12 protein-coding genes, 1 pseudogene and 1 riboswitch are annotated in these 18525 nt (G+C 56.8%); of the genes and pseudogenes, 9 read left to right on the top strand and 4 right to left on the bottom strand.

The window, feature by feature from the left end:
• Positions 1–611: 611 nt before the first annotated feature.
• The 3 genes from ACM42_RS01880 to ACM42_RS01870 form a co-directional block, all read right to left on the bottom strand.
• Positions 612–1355, bottom strand: a complete 744-nt coding sequence (locus ACM42_RS01880; RefSeq protein ID WP_271526430.1) for a carbonic anhydrase — start codon at positions 1353–1355, stop codon at positions 612–614.
• 8 nt (positions 1356–1363) lie between these two features.
• Positions 1364–2119: a thermonuclease family protein gene (locus tag ACM42_RS01875; protein ID WP_271526429.1), complete on the bottom strand. Its 756-nt coding sequence runs from the start codon at positions 2117–2119 to the stop codon at positions 1364–1366.
• A 1505-nt stretch (positions 2120–3624) separates the two neighbouring features.
• Positions 3625–4347 carry a nodulate formation efficiency C protein gene (locus ACM42_RS01870; protein WP_271526428.1) on the bottom strand — a complete coding sequence of 241 codons (723 nt, stop codon included), beginning with the start codon at positions 4345–4347 and terminating at the stop codon, positions 3625–3627.
• Positions 4348–5132: 785 nt separating this feature from the next.
• Positions 5133–5335: riboswitch (cobalamin riboswitch) on the top strand.
• Between the two features lie 100 nt (positions 5336–5435).
• On the opposite strand from ACM42_RS01870, the gene metE reads away from it, so the two are divergent.
• Positions 5436–7781, top strand: a complete 2346-nt coding sequence (gene metE, locus ACM42_RS01865) for a 5-methyltetrahydropteroyltriglutamate--homocysteine S-methyltransferase (RefSeq protein ID WP_271526427.1) — start codon at positions 5436–5438, stop codon at positions 7779–7781.
• 546 nt (positions 7782–8327) lie between these two features.
• Positions 8328–8534, top strand: a complete 207-nt coding sequence (locus tag ACM42_RS01860) for a hypothetical protein (protein WP_164937386.1) — start codon at positions 8328–8330, stop codon at positions 8532–8534.
• Positions 8535–8539: 5 nt separating this feature from the next.
• On the opposite strand, the gene ACM42_RS01855 is transcribed toward ACM42_RS01860, so the two are convergent.
• Complete coding sequence (locus ACM42_RS01855) at positions 8540–9010, bottom strand: hypothetical protein (RefSeq protein WP_271526426.1); 471 nt, start codon at positions 9008–9010, stop codon at positions 8540–8542.
• A gap of 844 nt (positions 9011–9854) precedes the next feature.
• Between ACM42_RS01855 and ACM42_RS01850 the strand changes: the two genes are divergently transcribed.
• The 7 genes and pseudogenes from ACM42_RS01850 to cysC all read left to right on the top strand — a co-directional run bounded on the left by ACM42_RS01850 (position 9855) and on the right by cysC (position 18497).
• Positions 9855–10085, top strand: coding sequence for a hypothetical protein (locus ACM42_RS01850; protein WP_271526425.1), 231 nt, complete (start codon positions 9855–9857; stop codon positions 10083–10085).
• A gap of 642 nt (positions 10086–10727) precedes the next feature.
• A complete protein-coding gene (locus ACM42_RS01845; RefSeq protein ID WP_271526424.1) occupies positions 10728–11825 on the top strand; it encodes a hypothetical protein in 1098 nt (365 codons plus the stop codon).
• Between the two features lie 1483 nt (positions 11826–13308).
• Entirely contained in the window at positions 13309–13494 is a 186-nt protein-coding gene (locus tag ACM42_RS01840; protein WP_076829490.1) for a hypothetical protein, read from the top strand.
• 1023 nt (positions 13495–14517) lie between these two features.
• A complete protein-coding gene (locus ACM42_RS01835; RefSeq protein WP_271526423.1) occupies positions 14518–14970 on the top strand; it encodes a sulfotransferase family protein in 453 nt (150 codons plus the stop codon).
• 150 nt (positions 14971–15120) lie between these two features.
• The gene (locus ACM42_RS01830; RefSeq protein ID WP_271526422.1) at positions 15121–15618 is read left to right on the top strand and encodes a NoeE-like protein; all 498 of its coding nucleotides are present in this window, start codon (positions 15121–15123) and stop codon (positions 15616–15618) included.
• 255 nt (positions 15619–15873) lie between these two features.
• Positions 15874–16782: pseudogene (gene cysD / locus ACM42_RS01825) on the top strand (sulfate adenylyltransferase subunit CysD); the annotation flags it as partial.
• Positions 16782–18497, top strand: a complete 1716-nt coding sequence (cysC, locus tag ACM42_RS01820; protein ID WP_271526420.1) for an adenylyl-sulfate kinase — start codon at positions 16782–16784, stop codon at positions 18495–18497. The pseudogene cysD and the gene cysC, both read left to right, overlap by 1 nt.
• The last annotated feature ends 28 nt before the right edge of the window (positions 18498–18525 follow it).

Genomic DNA, 18525 nt, shown 5'->3' with positions numbered 1-18525 from the left:
GTCATGCCTTCAACGGCACCGTCAATGTGGGCCGCATCCTTGGCGGCGAACGAGACGACCTAACAAATGATTGATGAGCGGCTGAGAGTGTGAGGTCGCGGTCTCCTAAATCGATCAAGAAGGGCTGTCCGGTACTGAGGCGGATAGCATGTTTCTTTACAGCCCCAGGGCTGCCAGTCGTGCTGGTGGTTCTATCTGATGTTCAGCCCTGGCTGAGCTTGGTAAAGCAGGACCATGGATGGTTTGCCCGATCTGGGCTGAGAAGCTCTCGTAATCGTCGCGTGCTCGGGAGTTCAGAGGGCAATGTTTTTCATTGCGATCTGCTGACGGAACCACCTCTATTGGGTCGGCAACTCAATCTCGAGGCATGAATGCCGTCGGACGCGCAATGTGCGTTTCTGGATGCTGGCCGCGCGTTGCCAACATGAGTGCGTAGAACAAGAGCAGAATTACGAGGCCACGCATACCGAAGGGCTTCCCGAAGCCATGAATATTGTTGAGCGGATGGTATCCGGCGCATGTGTTGCAGACGATGGACCAACACAGCAGCGGAGAAGAGAAGTTCTGCATCAGACGGCAGATGATTTGCCGCGGGTGTGAAGGTGCAAGCGTCAGCTCACAATATCGACCTTGCCGGTGTCGATCCGATACAGGCCCCCGACGACCTTCAGTCGGTTCTGCTCGAGTGCGGCGTTCAGAATAGGGCCCGTCGATTTAAGTTTGTTGACATTATCGATCACATTTTGTCGGGTTGCGTGAGCAAATGTGTCGCCGGCTTGCTGTAGAGATGCCTTCACTGCAGGAGCAAGTGCGGTGACCAGGGATGAAATGTGCCCCGGCGGCGGCTTATCTTGATGGAGAGACTTGATCGTGGCGTCGATCGCACCGCAATGATCGTGGCCGAGTACAAGAATCAGCGGCGTGTTCAGTACTGCGACCGCATATTCCATACTGGCGAGCGTATCATCATTAGCGAAGTTTCCGGCGACGCGGCAGACAAATAGATCACCTAGTCCGCTGTCGAAGACAAGTTCGGGCGCCACGCGAGAGTCGGCGCAGCTCAGAACCGCCGCATATGGATTTTGGCCCTCAACTAAGACCGGACGCTCGCGCCTGAAATCGTCGACTCGTGATGCGCCCTGGACAAAGCGATCGTTCCCCCTCAGCAGCCGCTTCAGGGCAGCATCTGGCGCCAGCAGGTTGTCTGGCTTGGGCGGGCCTTTTGCTTCCTTCGCATCGACAATGCCATTGCCGAACCGCAGGGAAACTGCCAAAGCCGCGAACACCAACAGCGACCGGCGCGAACGCGCTATCTTGGTTAAATGGTACATGTTTGGAGTATTGGCTGCATGCATGTGTCGCCTCATCGCACGGCCTTACGCCACCCGGTGGCTTCGGCTTCCGCTTCGCTACAGAGCCAGCGTTCGCCGCGCCTCTTCGTCATGTCGATTTGGTCGTAACTAGGTTGCCCTGGCAGGTGATAAATGCGCTCGCCGCTGCGCTCGTGAATGCCTTTTATCAGGCACTCGGGGGACGGCGGTTCCGATAGCAGATCGGATCCGAGAAGGACTTCCTGAGCGTCGATCGGAACCAACGTCGCGCCGACGATAATCGTGCCCCTATTGCGGCGAGGCCAGTCCCAGGGCGCGATGAACGCCCCCGACCACAGCCCCGCATGGGCTGTGCTCGCCACCAACTCATAGACAGAGTAGGTATGGCGAGATGCACCAGCCGATAGTGCCCAGCCGGAGCGTACCATCCAGGCGTTCACATTCTCACCTTCGATGAAACAGCTGCCGAGGGCTCGCCTGTACTCGTCGGCTCTTTGGGTGTGACAATCCCAGGTTCGCCCATTCGAATGCTTGATGAGCTCGTCGCGAGCAGCTACGCCGCAGGCCCATCTCCGGCCCTGGGCGTCGAGGCAAATCTGGTCCGTCTCAGGAGCTCCGATACCTGAGAGCCGAACGTTGGTGTGCTCGATCTCGATAGTATTGCCGTCGAGGATGCGCGGAACACCGCTGAGTGTCGCGGCGCAGACCGGAGATGTGATGAGAGCGAGCAATGCGCATATGATTCCGCGGTGCGTCATCCCGAGAATAACCTTTCGCTCCTGATCCATGTTCACGCACGATACGGTGCCGATACATTCGACTGCCGACCGAATGATATCCGCTATCCCGCTGGCTTTTTCGACGTGCTTTATGAGAGCTTCGCGAAGCTACGACCTGACGCTGCGTAAGGATCAAGAGATTTCTTCCGCATTGCGTGCGGCGTTATTCTTCGAGCATCGACGGCTCTCTCACTGGGAGCGCACTGTACGCTCTCGACCTGAGAAGAAGATGGGCGTCGGACCCTGACGAACTCGCGCTGATGGACAAACCCGAGCCTCGGAATGTTGTCTTTGCAAAAAGTTGCCAGCTATGAAGCGTTGGCGCTCGCGGTCCAGTCAGGCGTGGAGGAGCAACCTTGCTGTAGTTGGTGACGACTTCGATCGGCAAACTGGACGCTGCCGACCCTCCCGACTAGGACAATGAAGTTCGCCCTAAGTCTTAACAGAAAAAAGATGTTCAAGAAGGTTCTGGTCTGAATCGCTCTGACGGATTTTAGAAAAAGGACGCAATGGAGTGCGAGCCTCAACGCTCGCCGCACAAATGAACCGTTCTTGTTTGAGCAAACCGCACAAATCCGGTCCCTTCTTACGCCCGACCAGATGATCGCTGATGGCAATCGCATTGGGGCTTTTGGCTCCTCCGCGCTGCGCCGTATTCCGTTAAGCGCTAGCTCCCAAACGTTTGTACAAGGACTGAATCATTTATGACTGAGGCCGCGCGACGGGCGGCCGCTCTTTGGTAGGGACGTTCCCCGCGATCTCAACGTGCATACCCAGGAGCGCTGGCATTAGCGTGCGTTTGCTCCACAAATTGTAAAGGCTGCGATATTGAGGCCCGGCTTTGCCGTAGACGCGCCGGAGAAGGGGAGGCGGCCCACGTGTTCGGACAATCGCGAGTACCATCCTGGTGCAATTCAGTGCGAGGCTTGAGTCTACAATACGCGTTGCGCATCACCGCACTCGGGGCGGATAGCTTCGGTGCGGCTGCCGACTCAGGCTGCGCATCATACTTAAGCACCTCGCTGCACTATTGGAATGACATGGTCGCGGCCGTTCGGGAAGTACCGGTCTTTTGTTGCGCGCTTGAACTGGATGGCCGACTCAGAGCCGAATTCGCAATCAGAGACGGTGCCAGGACGGATGGAGCAGAGCTGAAGACGCGCTTTCCCATGCTTCGAATCCGGATCTATGCGTGCAGACGAATGAGTGCGAGGAAAGCTAGCGGCCGAGCCAGTCTGGTCCTCCACGTTCTCGCGTACCGCCCCGGAGCTTCCCGCCCTGCGCACTCGGAAATGGGCAGGCGCTCAGCGGGTATGCCAGGGTCGCTATCGCTGCCCCGTTCGCGGTAACTTCCTCGTCGCTTTCGTCTCAGCACTGGGCCCTTGGTGCCGCCTCGAGCCGATATGCTTACGGTTGCGGAGCCCTAAACAACAGAGCGGGTATGTCTGCAGTAGGCTCCGACGCGCCCGGCCATGGACGGGCTGCGGCGCGATATTGCGCTGCAAGATGGTTTACTAAGGCCTCTGCTCTCCTAAGTCTTCCTCTTCCTTTGGCTCGGTAGGTTGGAACCAGGAGCCAGGAGGGAATTTCGCGATGCGCTTGGCAAAGGAGGATTGTGGCTCCCAATCAGGTCCTTCGCTCTTCTCGAAGGAGATGACCCCATTGTGTGTAAAATAACGTGGTCCTTGGATACTACAGTTCACCACGAGCAGAATGCGCCACATATCACCTTTCTCGGTCGGCTTGTCATTCCGCTTCGGTAGGTAGTCCACTCCAACAGGATCGATGATAGTGCAGCGGCCGTGCCGCAGAAGATCGCCGAGCTGGCCTTGCGGCGTACTCACAAAGTTGAAGTTGGTCGGATCATGCAGAAAGTTAAGATTTGCGCCCCGTTCGCCATCTGCGACTTCAGTGGCGATCAACGAGAGCGCCAGGGCGCGCCAGCCCAACTCCATCGGCTTCGCATACGTTGAGGCGAGTTCAATCGTACCGTCGGGCGCGACTTTCCAGGCGATAACGTACTGTTCGTCCGATTTGTTGTCCCGGTGCCTGGTCCACGAAACGAAAACAAAGTCGTTTTGGCCAAGTTCAACAACGCCCCACATTTGAGGGACGAACTGGGCCACCATCGAAACATTGGAGATGATTTGTTCGATCGTCTCACCATTTTGCGCTCGCCAAGTTGACTTGAGTCGTTCGACAATGGGGCTGTCGCTGGCGCGAATATTGGTGCTCATGGCAGCCGGCCAGGCGAGGCAGATTAGAAATCCGCCCAGGCAAAGCCATGGCGCTGCTCTTCCAGACATTCTCTTCATAACCCTCAGCCTATCGCGTTTCATCCAGACATCTTTCAAAGCGGGCAACCTTGAACCTGCTATGAGCGAGCGCAAGAAATGTCCCGAGATGCTAGGGGGCACCGCTCTCCCGCGCCAGCAGGCGCTCCCCTCTATGTCACGCGCCGCTGACTTCCCTCGCCAGCGACAGCGTCAATTGGCTGAGCTGGACATGCCCAGCAGGAGGAGATTGGGCATGCCGAGCGATTGCATTCTTCGTGCCAGGCAATAGACAGAAATTTCCACGATTTCTGTGTCCCTCTTGTCGACTTTCCGACCTGCGCCCGTTTCGATGTCTTCATTCAGTGTATCCGCCGCAGCTGTTGTATCCTTGTGCCTTGGCCTATTCGATGTAGATCCTTTAGTCCGAAAACAGCTGGCCAACGGAGGTGCTGGGCGAGCCTCTGGAAATCGGAAGCCGCATCGCCAGTATTCTGCGCGAAACAGCGGTACTCCCCGCCGGCAAGCTGCTTCTGTCCCTTTCATCGGTCTGGCGCGCCGCATCGCCTCGACGCACCTCCGATGCTCATTGAGACATCTGACAAAGACATGTCTGATTACTGCATCTCTGATTGGAGAATGTCTCTAGATGGTGGTGAATCATACACATGCACGCTCATTCGCCTAGCAAATGTCGCAGATTGGCTTGGCACACAATCTGAGAGGTTGACGGAAGAGTTCTCCTGCCGATAATCCACGGCCGTCGAGGTTCTCCGGTGCCCATTTAATCCGGAGCTAAGAGGGAAGCCGGTGCGAATGCCGGCGCTGCCCCCGCAACTGTAAGCGGCGAGCCGCTGTCCAACGATGTCACTGAAGCCTCCAAGGCTTCGGGAAGGCCGGACAGCAGCGATGACCAGCAAGCCAGGAGACCTGCCCCGACAAAATATTGGTCCACGGGCGGGGTGTCTCGGTGGTGCGCCAAGCAGCCGTCGCACGCGCGACTCCCCTGCCTGCGTCCGCCATGGCCTCTGTCCCCAACAGGGGTTGATGCTATGTCTCTTCGCTCTCTTCCAATCGCTACGCTCGGAACGCCACGCATCGGTCCAAGGCGTGAGCTCAAACTCGCTCTCGAAAGCTACTGGGCCGGAAAGATCAGCGAACAGCAGTTGCACGAGGACGCATCCGGCCTGCGCGCAGCGAACTGGGCTCGTCAGAAATCTCTCGGCGTCACTATCATTCCGTCGAACGACTTCTCGCTGTATGATCAGGTGCTCGATACAAGTGTCATGGTTGGGGCCATCCCGGAGATCTACGCCTCGAAAGGAGAATCCGTTTCGCTCAAGACGTACTTCGCCATGGCCCGCGGATCACAATGCGACGACCAGGATGCGAGTTGCGGTCAGAGCCCACGGGGATCTGGCGCACCCGCGCAGGGAATGACCAAGTGGTTCGACACCAACTACCACTACATGACTCCCGAGTTCTACAGGGGACAAGCGTTCAGACTGTGCTCTCGCAAACCCATTGAAGAGTACGAGGAAGCAAAGGCTCTTGGCTTTCAGACCCGCCCGGTCCTGATCGGGCCGGTCACATTCTTGAAGCTCGGCAAGAGTGCCGATAGCGCGTTCCAGCCCCTCTCCCTTTTGGATGATCTGATACCGGTCTATATCGACGTTCTGCATGAATTGGCCGAACGAGGGGCTAGTTGGGTTCAGCTTGACGAGCCCTGCCTGGCCCTTGATCTCGATGAGGCGGCGCGAAAATCTTTGCTACATGCCTATAACCGGTTCGCAAAGGAGGGACCGGCCATCAAGATCATGGTTGCCAGCTATTTCGGCGCGCTAGGCGACAATCTAAATACTGCCTTGAACCTGCGAGTTTCCGGTCTGCACCTCGATCTTGTTCGAGCGCCAGAGCTATTGGATCAAATCATTGCTGAGGGCCGAAGAGATCTCATCATGTCGCTCGGTGTGATCGACGGCCGGAACATATGGCGCTCGAACTTGTCGTCGCTCCGTCAGCGGCTGGATCCAGCGATTGCGAAGCTCGGCAGGCACCGTGTGCAGCTCGCTCCATCCTGCTCGCTGCTTCACGTGCCGGTCGATGTTGAACTCGAGACCGGGCTTACGTCCGAGGTCAAGAGCTGGCTTGCTTTCTCGGTTCAGAAGATGCGTGAGCTTGCGATCCTGGGGCGGGTACTCGCAGGCGACCAGAATGTTGGGCTAGCTCTTGCCGATTCGGAACGCGCTGTGACTGCCCGCCGGACTTCGCCGAAGATCCATGATGCCAATGTCGCTGTCCGGATGAGGACGATCGACCAGACGATGCGCCGGCGCGCCAGCCCATTTGCCCGCCGTTCCGAGATCCAAAGGAAACGCTTTGGACTACCAGATTTTCCTACCACGACGATCGGATCGTTTCCACAGACCACAGAGGTCCGAAATGCTCGTGCGGCGCATGCGCGAGGTGCGATGAGCGACGAACAATACGACAGGTTCCTCAAGGAGGAGATAGCCCGCGCCGTACGTTGGCAGGAAGACATCGGTCTTGACGTCCTCGTGCACGGCGAATTCGAGCGTAATGACATGGTGCAGTACTTTAGCGAGCAACTCGCCGGCTTCGCATTTACCAGGAATGGATGGGTACAGTCCTATGGTTCGCGCTGCGTCAGGCCCCCGATCCTGTTTGGGGACGTAGTACGGTCGAAGCCGATCACCGTGGAATGGTGGCGCTACGCGCAATCACTAACCAGTAAGCCGATGAAAGCGATGTTGACCGGACCGGTGACGATCCTGAACTGGTCGTTTGTTCGCGATGATATTCCTAGAAGCGAGGTCTGCCGTCAGCTTGCGCTCGCGATCCGCGACGAAGTCCGGGATCTCGAGAATGCCGGTGCGGCCATGATCCAGATCGACGAAGCTGCACTCCGCGAAGGATTGCCATTGCGCCGATCGGACTGGAAGGCATATCTCGATTGGGCCGGAGATTGCTTCCGCATCTGCTCATCGGGAGTTGCCAATCAAACGCAAATCCATACACATATGTGCTACTCTGAGTTTAACGATATCATCGCTGCGATCGCTGCAATGGATGCGGATGTCATTTCGATCGAGTCGTCCCGCTCGAAAATGGAGCTACTGGATGCATTCAAGAAGTACGAATATCCAAATCAAATCGGACCTGGCGTGTACGACATCCACTCTCCACGCGTTCCCGAGGCGGGCGAAATGAAGCAGCTGATGGTGCTAGCTCGGACGCGTTTGCGGGATTCGCAGCTTTGGGTCAATCCGGACTGCGGCCTAAAAACGCGTAAATGGGAGGAGGTTCGGCCTGCGCTAACCAACATGGTCGCTGCCGCTCGCGAACTGCGCGCTGCAGCCTATCCGCAAAACCATTGATCCCGAGCCCGGGTCTGTTCTCGCCAAAGCTAATTCGCTTGTGGCCATTTGCGCTTTCCACAATGTCGAGGCAAGCCCTGGCGCCAACAAGAATGTCCGGTCCATTTCGTGGACCGGGGAAGGTGCAGGGTCGGAGGAACGACGGTGACGCGTCGCGCTACTTTCGTCGGCCGAGGGAGAATAGCTGATGGTTCGATCAAGGCGACAACATTCGCCAAAGGATCTGCGCCTATTATAAAGCACGAGTTTATCGCAGCTAAATTATGCGGTGGTATGCGACCGTACAGCCTGAGAGTTAAAAATCTACACCGACGTTTGTCGCTCCTGAGCACGATGGCAACGGTTGCGACAGCAACGAGAAAAGTCATGCTTGACTGAAAGCAAGGCACCCACCACGCTTCGGTCTGCTCGGAGATGATTCCCGTCAGGCTCGCTCATTCGATCGACGCTGCATAGTTTCCGAAGAGCGCACGGCAGGGCGGTCCCCGCCCAACTCACGCCAGTCCATTTTGCAGGATAGCGCCGCTATCGCGGCCAGATACGCCAATGCGTTGGCTGCACGGCGACGTGCTTTCCGGTATTCGCGTTGATCCATCCGCCGAAGACCCGACGGCAAGGAAAGACAACCCGGTGAATCGAATTACCCTCGATCACGGCAATCTCCAGATCCTGATCGTGTGGCGGCACCGTTTCGAGCCGCTCCCAGATCAGATCGCCATTGGATCCTGGTCGGTGTTCATTGCTGCGGGCTGACAAATTCAGATAACCTTGTGAAGACTACGCACGTTACTTGGGTTCCGCGCGGACAGGCTCGGCCCGATATCGCGCGGACGGCCCGGGGTGTCGATCGCGTTAGCCGCGGCGATAGGGCTAATCGGCCATGCGCTGTTGTGAACAGAACACGATCCGCTCGCGAACTGAAACATTTTGACTTCCGCCACGAAAGAACGCCCGAGCTTCCGTCGAATCGATCTGATCAGCTCAAGAACTCGGTTGTTGGTATTTGTAGCTGTACCGCACAAGCTAAACTGGACTGCAGCTCCAGCAATCTGGCCCGCGGCGGGGTAAATGGTCCGGCTTTCTGTCATGTCACGTCCCTTATTGGTGAGACATTCCCTGTCCTGCGGCGTCATCCTGCTGGGTGTGTGGGTGAGCTCGGCCGCGCCCTCGCGCGCGCCGCGCAGCCCATCCAGCGAGAGCGCAAAGACCTCGGATTCGCTTAACAGCATTAGGATGAGCGTAGCTCCGCTCGGAGCCCATAGTCGGGCCGGTCCGCAGGCCGATAAAGTAGACGCCGTCGCGAGCGGCGCAACCTATCATGTGCAGGTCATTGGCCCGCGGCTCGGCTGCGCCCGGCAGCAGTCCTAAAAAACGGTCGCTGGTACCCGGACATGAAAGCATCATGGGCGTCAAATCTTTCTGTCTGCCATGCGTCTGACCTTACTGGAAGATACTTCTATCAGGACGCAGCCGCCGTAGCGTTGATGCGGGTCAAAAAGTGGTGCGTGCCCGTTCGGGATTGGTCGAGCTCGAACGGACACAACGAGCCGCAGACGCCCGCGTTGACAGTCGACATGTCCGAACTCGCGCTTCCGCCAGCGCCTCGCGTTTCTCTGCAACGCCCAGCATGTTGATTTGAGGCGCAACTCACGCCCACGGGCTACGACGGCATTTTCCTCATTGCTCCGTCCACCCGAATCGTCGATCGATGTTCCGCCTTTCATTGTCGGTAGCTTTGCCGGCGCTGATCCCACCCTTAAGCTTTGGCACTGAGGTCCTGGACCGGGCTCATCGACGACAAGCCTGATGATCGGCTCTGCTGTCGCGCCGGCAAGTGGACCGTCGGATGCAGGTTCGGGATGCGCATTGCCCCGCGATCGCTTGCGCGTATAGCAGCCCGTCGGCGCATATAGAAATCCGGCCGCGATGAGCCGGCAAGCGATCGCGGTTCTTCGCGACAACAGGAGGCTGGCGCCGCGCTGCTATACGACCTGTCTTCGGAGGAGCGGACAGAGCTCTCGGGATGCTGCTTGAGGCAAATCAAATACTCTAAGGGCGAATGGCAGATAGTGGATGAGCGAACAGGAAGAGAGGGTCATGCCTTCATTTAACGTTCGGTTTATTAAGACCGTCTGCGACGATACCGGCGGTGAGCATCGTGCATGCCAGGCAGCATTCAAGGTCGATGCCGCCTCGCTGAGTGCTGCTGCACAGCAGGCGGAGACCGATTTCTGCAGGCAAAAGAGAGTCCGCGATTGGACAATCTTCGCCGATGTGTTGGAGCTTCGAACCCCGCCTGCATGAGCTAATCCGTCCACATCAGCCTTTTGAGCATCCCGCAAGGACGAGCTCTCCTGAATGAGCAAAGGGCGTTGTACTTCCCGATTTGTTCCACGGAAGCTTGAGTCTTCAACACCGACTAAGTCTCGTAGTTTTCGCCCGCGACGTTTGTGCTCGCCAGTCATGGCATCGCCTTCAGCGTAGACAGCTTGGGCGCCGGGCGCGACATCGTGGTCGTCGAGCATGCCTACGGCACGTGCGTCCGACGCCGGCGTCTCGATCGGACGTACCTCGCTTTTTACAATGGCCAGCGTTCCCTTTGAACCTTGGCGGCGCCGCTCCGGATCAAGCTTACTTCCGCCCGCTGCCATTTCGTGCGGTAGCCTTACTGTAGCACACGTTCCACTTATAGAAACGGCACGACGTCGGCAGTCGTGTTGGAATCCTGAAGGGACGGCCAATACGCCATCGCCCCGTGGCGAGCCTCCCAAGTCAGATAGGTTGAATTGGTGGTATAGAGCACGTATCCGGCAATAGCGTAGCGCGCATCTGACCTATCGACCCAAGCGGGATCTCGGAAAAGCAGAGAGCGGAAGATCGCGCTGCTAGGAGGTAAGCGTGGCCTTAAATTCGTACGACGAGTGGTCGAGATTGAAGGAAGTCATAGTGGGTACGGCCACTAATTATGCGGCTCACGATCGCGAACTCTCTTTCGATCTATTCTTTTTTGACAATCTTAAGGTCCGCTCGGAGTGGTATTATCCGCGTCTCTCGTCTGCGGTAGCAGGTACGGAAGCTGGCGCACGGGTCCGCCATCGGATCAAGGACCGCTACCTGGACGAATTGAACGAGGACGTCGAAGGAATCGTGAACACGTTGCGGGCGCTTAACGTGACCGTACATCGACCGATGACCCTCGATGCCTCCAGCGTGGAGGTTCGCACCCTTGCCTGGTCGGCGGCAGTCGTGCCGCCGCTCAATGTCCGCGACATAGCTTTGGTGGTTGGAGACGAAGTGATCGAGACCCCTCCTATGCTCCGCTCACGATACTTCGAGACACAATTTCTCAAACCAATCTTCGCGTCCTATTTCGACCAAGGCGCGCGATGGTCAGTGATGCCGCGCCCGTTGATGACCGACCGGTCATTCGACCGTTCCTACGTCCTATCAACGACCGGTGGCCCAACGGAACCGATTTCAAATCCCGGAACGCATCCCTATGACGTTGGCCTGGAGATGATGTGGGATGGTGCGCAGTGTTTGCGCCTGGGACGCGACCTCGTCGTAAATATCGCCACCGCGAATCACGCGATGGCATGTGATTGGCTAGAGCGCCATTTGGAGGGAAGATCTCGGATCCACCGTGCCTACAAGTTGAGCGATAGCCATATCGATAGCATGGTCATAGCGCTTGCACCTGGGCGGCTGCTCGTGCGATCTCGCGAGGTGGCCGACTATTTGCCAAAAGCAATGCGCAAATGGGACATGATAGTGGCGCCCGAACCACTCAAAAATAATTTCCCAACTTACGACGATGACGACCTTCTGTTGTCCAGTCTTTACATAGATATCAACGTCCTTTCGGTCGCTCCTGACGTCGTTTTAGTCAACGACGCCTGCCCAGAACTGGCGCGGATCCTCGAACACAATCGCTTTCAGGTAGTCCCGGTTCGGCACCGCCATAGGCGGATTTTTGGCGGGGGGTTCCATTGCTTTACTCTCGACACGGTCCGCGAAGGCGGCCCGGAGGATTACCTCAACTAGCACCGACGATATACGTAATCGTCTGCTTCCAAAGCAACGATCGTACAGTCGCTGCTTTGGAGCCTGATAGCTGGCGAAGGTGTGCTCGCCAGGACTGGTCAAGCTTATGCTGGATCACCTAGTTGCCAGAATTCAAAATTAGGGCGTATGCTCCCCAGCGCCGCAAAGTGGCTGAGCCAGTTATCATGTACTCTCCGCCGCGTTTGAGGTCGACGATCGTCGAGTGTCCTCCAGTGGACCGTAAGTTGGGACGCGAACGGGCTCACATCTTGCGGCGCGATCGTGCCCGTGAGGGTCTTCACGTATCAGGACGGGAGCAATTGAATGTCATTTGTTCGTCCAGTGACTTTAAAGGAGACTGTTGCTTCGATATCACCAAATCGATGAACAGCCGATCTACGCTCGCGTCAGAAGAGACACCACATGTTCGACATTTATTTGAACCGAAGACACGATCTTTTGGTCGTTCCGAGAGGCTTTGCGATCCCCCCGGGACTGGACGGCAATTGGAAGCGAAGGAAGCGGGCGGTTCGTTCCGTGAGCGACGTCATTCGTCAGGACGTACAACAGCGTGGTTACCACCGGCGTCGTTTGATCTCAAATCGGTCGAAGGCGGCAGTTGAGACCTCGTCAAACTCCTAGTCACGCAGCTATCTAGTGCTGAACCGTCCTTCGGAACATTCTGGCAGGACCTCGCCGATGCCGTCTCGAAAGCGTTGCTTACCGCGGCGACGGCAGGCGGGTGTCCTGCATTAGGCTTCAGGAGAATCTTTCTCTTGAAAAGCGGCGCGCTGCTCTGGAGCTTGCCTCAAAATAAGCATTATGCGGCTTTTCCTTGACTCAATGGCGTGCGTCTGAGTTTTCACCTGTCTATGCTGAAGCTAATTGCCGGCCAGCCGCACGGTTAGGCGAGCATCGAAGTCGTTGAGCAGCATTTGGCTATCTATTATGGCAGCGGCCCGGAGTTGCCGGCTCGTATGAAGCGCTTCGGAAGCCGCGCGCCCCCACTCGATATTTTGGGCCAAAGGCTGATCGAGCGGAAGGCCGGGCTGGATTATCACCGAGGAGGGAAGGGATCAGCTCGAGACGCTCGCACAATTAGATCGGGGTACTATGCAGGCGGAGGTTGAGCGGGAGGTCGCGCAAGAGCTGAAAGCTGGGCAGCCGCCTCTCTGACTTCGCAGCTGGGAACGAACGCGCGCAGAAAGCGCCCCACGGCAAGCGATGGAGCCTACGTAAACCAATATGTACTTCGACCAGATCGCGAAGTTCAATTTAGAACACTGTGGTTGTGATGGGTCTTAGAGCGCGAGGTTTGTATGAAGTTTACAATTCCACAGCTGCACCAGTCGAGACGCCTCGCTCGTAAGACGTGACCGAGCTTATACCCTGGCGCGACTTCCTATGATATTGCCTGTTTTTTGCGGTCGTCGCGCCTCGAAAACCATGTTACAAGCCGCTCCTCTCAAAAGGAGCATTAATCGTGAAGAAAGCAACCAAGAAACGCGTTAAGCGGCGCGAATGGACCAAGGCAGATATCAAGGAGCTCAAAGTTCATTCGAAGGCCCGAACCCCGGTCATAAAAATAGCAAAGATGACGAAACGCAGCGTCGGTGCTCTCCGCCAGAAGGCCTTAAATCTTGGAATTGGACTCGGACATCAGCGGTAGCTTTGGGCAGCGCTGGTACTGGCGCGGCAGGGCGGCTCGCAGGCCGCCCTCACCCATGGAAATTTTGGCGCAAATTAGTTTTACCGATCCGCGCTGAGAGGATTTTTTGGATGGTGTTTCAATGTCGCGGTGGGGGGCTCGAGCATCCTCTCATTGATGGACTTTCTTAGAAGTGATCTCAGTTGTTGTGACCACTCGCCATCCCATATCGGCAGTAAAGACACCGTCTCGGCTATAGCCCTGTCAAGGATCTCCCACATGAACGGCCGAACAATCTGCCTCCGTCACTAGAGGTGCGGCCAAGCGCGCTTTGCTGATCGGGTAATCTTGTGGAGGTCCATCAATCTAACACTAACAATCTAACACTCCTTGGCGCCGGGCAGGGAGGAGCAGCGTTGCGAGGTCCGCTAACCTAAATACCTCTTACAGTTTGGACGAATGGGCTTGTGTAAAACAAGCTTGCCGGACCTATAATCCAGTGTGTTGACCGACCAACGGCGGCGCTCTGAGTCTGGATCGCTGCCGCGTTGAGAAGATTGCTGCTGTCCTGCCAGGTGTGATGTCCACGAAATGGTCTGCGTCTTTGCAGCACTGCGCTCATATGCCGAAATTGATTGGAGTATGCCGAGCCTCAGCGAGGTGCATGTCGCATTTACCTCTTCAATGGCCCCAGCGCATGCATCTTCTGACTAAAGGTAGCTATCTTCCATGCCGCGCGCGGTCTTCGGCAAACGTCGGTATAGTTCTTTTCAACCTTCCCATATCCGCAGTCAATCTTCGTGCAATTGAGCTGTTGCTTCATTTCGTATTATTGGGTCGAGCAACCGGGGAAGCAATTGCAGTTATCCTTCCGTGATCCCACCCAATCGAACTGAACGGGTCTCAGGTCATGAGTGGCAGACAGAATCTGTGTCGTTTCGACTCTTTGCACGCAAGCGGTTATCCTCATGTGATCCGCCGGCTGGCTTTGTTTGGCCCAATCGAGCTCACAGGGGGCGCTTGCCAAGCACGAGTGTCTGAACGATGAGCGGACGTCTTGATCGTTCACCTGAGGTGTGCTTTCTGCTCGGCCTTCCACGATCCGGGACGACACTCCTGGCACATTTGCTGCAGCTCCATCCGGACATTGTGGCTCCGCCTGAACCCTGGTTGATGCTGGCGCTTGAAGCATTTGGCAAGGTGGATCGGCGCCATCCGGCGGGCAGCTCACTGATCGAGGCCGCAACCTCCGAATTCCTGGGACGGATAGATCGCAAGATCGTTAGCCGCGCTTTTACAGACGCAGCATACAATCAGTATATGGCAGAAGCGGGCAAGCGCATCATCATAGACAAGACACCACGCTATTGGACGGTCCTTGACTTTGTTGAATCCGTGTACCCAGAAGCACCACACATCCTCTTGATGCGCAATCCCTACGCCATCGCCGCTTCACTGAAATCGACATGGGGCATCCCACTGCGGGCAGAAAGCTAGCGGCCGGTCAGCGTATCCAGTCTCGCTGACCTCATGCTCCGTCTGCCTGATGGCATAATATCTTCACTCGCCGATTTGGTTTTGGGTCTGCCTAGGCTCGCCGCGCAACGTACTCGCCGGCAGACTCATTTGGTGCGATACGAGCTGCTCGTGGCGCATCCGGACGAGGAAATCCAGCGTCTACTGGCAGGGCTCGGCTGTGATCCAGGAGGCGTCGCATCGGCGAGCATGGGACGAGCAGATTATCTTCAATCCAGCAGCTTTGGGGATCGAAAAATCCTGGAACGAAACGCCATCGACGAAAGCTCTGTCAAATCATGGCAATCTCAATTGAGCGTCGAAGAGATGCAAACCGTGACCGATCTGGTCGGTGCCGAGCTGTTGCTAGACCTCGGATATGAGCAGGAATTGCTGCATGCTCAGAAAGCCGGAGTTCTGGACAGGGGACGGGAGGTAACCGAACTCTATCGTCGGATGTTCCGAACCTGGTGGGATTTGCGAAGTGCCAAGGCAGGAGGATTGTCCAGCTCATCTCACGCTGGAGGGCCGGTCCACACTTCTTGGAATATTTCGGAAAACCGGGACGTGGCTATCGAGATGTTGCGAGGCGAGGTCGCGCGGCTTGAACAGATCCTCAGCATCTCCTAAGGACTCTGGATGCTTGTGATCAAGACACGCTGGTTGATCTAGCCAAGCTCGCTAATCGGCGCGGTGATCCCCCGATCAGGTATGACGCAGGCGCCGGCCGCACGAGCGGAAGAATGCGATATGCTGCCGCGTCCGGAAGTCTGCTGTCCAAGGGGCTCGACCGATGGACGAGCCATGCGTCTCCGCCGGTCGCTTCGCGGATATTGCCACTCTAGGGAGCCATAGAGCGGCGAAGAACAGAGATCCTCACGGAAAACAAGATATATGCTGCCGAAGCATCTGCGCCGTCTCGAGGCGGAATCGATTGAAATCATGCGTGATGTGGTCGCCGAGTTCGAAAGGCCCGTCATGCTTTACTCCATCGGAAAAGATTCAAGCGTGATGCTGCACATCGCGATCAAGGCGTTCTATCCGGCAAAAATACCTTTCCCCCTGCTTCACGTCGATACGACATGGAAGTTCCGCGAGATGATCAGCTTCCGAGACACAACAGCCAGGCGACTCGGCCTCGACTTGATCGTCCATGTCAACAAGGACGGCATCGCCCGCGGGATCAATCCGATCGATTCCGGCTCCGCCCTCCATACCCAGGTGATGAAGACCGACGCCCTGAAGCAGGCGCTCGACTTCCACGGATTTGATGCCGCCTTTGGCGGAGCCCGGCGCGATGAGGAAAGGAGTCGCGCAAAAGAACGGATACTCTCCTTCCGTTCGGCCGGACACGTATGGGACCCCCGTAACCAACGGCCGGAGCTCTGGAGCCTGTTCAACACACGGATTCGCCAGGGCGAAACCATGCGCGTGTTTGCGATGTCAAACTGGACCGAGCTTGAGGTGTGGGAATACATCATGATCGAGAAAATTCCGGTCGTTCCGCTCTACTTCGCAAAACAGAGACCGATAGTGCATCGAAATGGTGCGATGATCATGGTTGACGACGAGCGATTGCCGCTTAACTGCGACGAGACGCCGGAAATGCGGATGATCCGCTTTCGCACCCTTGGATGTTATCCCTTGAGCGGGGCAATTGAATCCGATGCGACGACGATCGAAGGTATCGTCGCAGAAATGCAAACTGCGACTGTGTCGGAGCGCCAGGGGCGCCTCATTGATACAGATGAAGCCGCTTCAATGGAGAAGAAGAAGCGGGAAGGCTACTTTTGATGTTAACAAATCCGACAATGGAGCCGGTCCCGGCCCGGACGAAGGATCAGTTGCGATTCATCACATGTGGCTCGGTGGACGACGGCAAATCGACGCTGATCGGCCGATTGCTGCACGACAGCAAGATGATCTACCACGATCAGATCACGGCGTTGGAACGCGACAGCATCAAATACGGTAGCACCGGGAATAACATCGACTTCGCTCTGCTTGTGGACGGGCTCGAGGCCGAACGGGAGCAGGGCATCACGATCGATGTTGCCTACCGCTTCTTCTCTACGCCGCGGCGCTCCTTCATGGTGGCCGACACTCCTGGCCACGAGCAGTATACCCGCAATATGGCTACCGGTGCCTCGCAAGCCCAGCTCGCCATTATCCTAATCGATGCACGCAAAGGCGTGATGGTTCAGACGCGCCGCCACTCTTTTATCTGTGCGCTGCTCGGTATTCGTCATATCGTGCTGGCAGTTAACAAGATCGATCTTGTCGCCTACGACAAGGAGTGCTTCGACCGGATCGCCCGTGACTATCTGGCCTTTGCTGCCGGTCTCGGCTTCACCTCGATCGTTCCAATCCCGATCTCGGCCCGCGACGGCGACAACGTCGTAGACCGCTCTGCGCGCGCCAACTGGTATCATGGCCCCTGCCTGCTTGAATATCTGGAGAGCATTGACATCCAGTCCGGGACCGCAAGCCAGGCTTTCCGCTTTCCGGTACAATGGGTGAACCGGCCGAACCCGGAGTTTCGGGGCTATGCCGGCGACGTTCTGTCGCGGCCGGACAATCAACCGGAGGTCGCCGACCAGTTCGCTGCTTATGTCATCTGGATGGACGAGGAGCCGCTCGCTCCGGGACGCAATTACGTCCTGCGGATTGGATCGCAGACGATTGCCGGCAGCATTACCGAAATTAGGCATCGGATCGACGTCAACACTTGTGAGCATCTGGCCGCCGGGATGGTTTCCCTGAACGAGATCGCTTTCTGTAATGTTGCGACCACAATGCCCGCAGTATTCGATCCTTACGATGTCAATCGGAAGACCGGATCATTTATCTTCATCGATCGTTATACCAATCGTACGGCCGGGGCCGGCATGATTGCCTTTCCGCTACGGCGGGCTGCCAATATTGCTAGGCAAGGCCTATCTGTGGATCGGAGGGAGCGCGCCGCGCTCAAGAATCAGAAGCCCTGCGTCATCTGGTTTACCGGCCTGTCTGGTGCGGGAAAGTCGGCGATTGCCAATCTCGTTGATCAAAAGCTGTTTGCGATGTCGCGGCATACAATGCTGCTGGATGGCGACAACCTCCGGCACGGATTGAGTGTGGATCTGGGCTTCTCGGAGGCGGATCGCGTGGAGAACATTCGTCGTGTCGGTGAAGTTGCCAAATTGATGGCAGACAGCGGCTTGATCGTGATCTGTTCGCTTATCTCGCCCACCAGAGCCGAACGGGACAGGGTACGCACCCTGGTTGGCAAGGAAGAGTTCATAGAAGTCTTTGTCGATACGCCGATCGAGGAATGCGCGCGGCGAGACCCGAAAGGGCTGTACTCAAAGGTGAAATCAGGCAAGATCAAGAACTTCACGGGAATCGACGCGTGCTACGAAGCACCAGCAACACCGGACATTCATCTCAGGACCATGGAGCAGACCCTAGAGCATTCAGCGAAGGCGGTGGTGGATTTCTTGATGGCGCGCTCAATTCTTGATGGTTAGATGTTCCTCGCACCGCGTATACGGCTCT

The organism is Bradyrhizobium sp. CCBAU 25338, assembly GCF_028128965.1.
Classification (GTDB): domain Bacteria; phylum Pseudomonadota; class Alphaproteobacteria; order Rhizobiales; family Xanthobacteraceae; genus Bradyrhizobium; species Bradyrhizobium liaoningense.
Note: the sequence above shows the minus strand (reverse complement) of the source record. Positions and strands in the feature narration are given on the sequence as shown.

What these genes read in the sequence shown, in the direction of transcription:
- ACM42_RS01880 (WP_271526430.1), bottom strand. Translation starts at nt 1,355, where the DNA reads ATGCATGCAGCCAATACTCCAAACATGTACCATTTAACCAAGATAGCG.
- ACM42_RS01875 (WP_271526429.1), bottom strand. Translation starts at nt 2,119, where the DNA reads ATGGATCAGGAGCGAAAGGTTATTCTCGGGATGACGCACCGCGGAATC.
- ACM42_RS01870 (WP_271526428.1), bottom strand. Translation starts at nt 4,347, where the DNA reads ATGAGCACCAATATTCGCGCCAGCGACAGCCCCATTGTCGAACGACTC.
- metE (WP_271526427.1), top strand. Translation starts at nt 5,436, where the DNA reads ATGTCTCTTCGCTCTCTTCCAATCGCTACGCTCGGAACGCCACGCATC.
- ACM42_RS01860 (WP_164937386.1), top strand. Translation starts at nt 8,328, where the DNA reads ATGCGTTGGCTGCACGGCGACGTGCTTTCCGGTATTCGCGTTGATCCA.
- ACM42_RS01855 (WP_271526426.1), bottom strand. Translation starts at nt 9,010, where the DNA reads ATGCTGTTAAGCGAATCCGAGGTCTTTGCGCTCTCGCTGGATGGGCTG.
- ACM42_RS01850 (WP_271526425.1), top strand. Translation starts at nt 9,855, where the DNA reads ATGAGCGAACAGGAAGAGAGGGTCATGCCTTCATTTAACGTTCGGTTT.
- ACM42_RS01835 (WP_271526423.1), top strand. Translation starts at nt 14,518, where the DNA reads ATGAGCGGACGTCTTGATCGTTCACCTGAGGTGTGCTTTCTGCTCGGC.
- cysC (WP_271526420.1), top strand. Translation starts at nt 16,782, where the DNA reads ATGTTAACAAATCCGACAATGGAGCCGGTCCCGGCCCGGACGAAGGAT.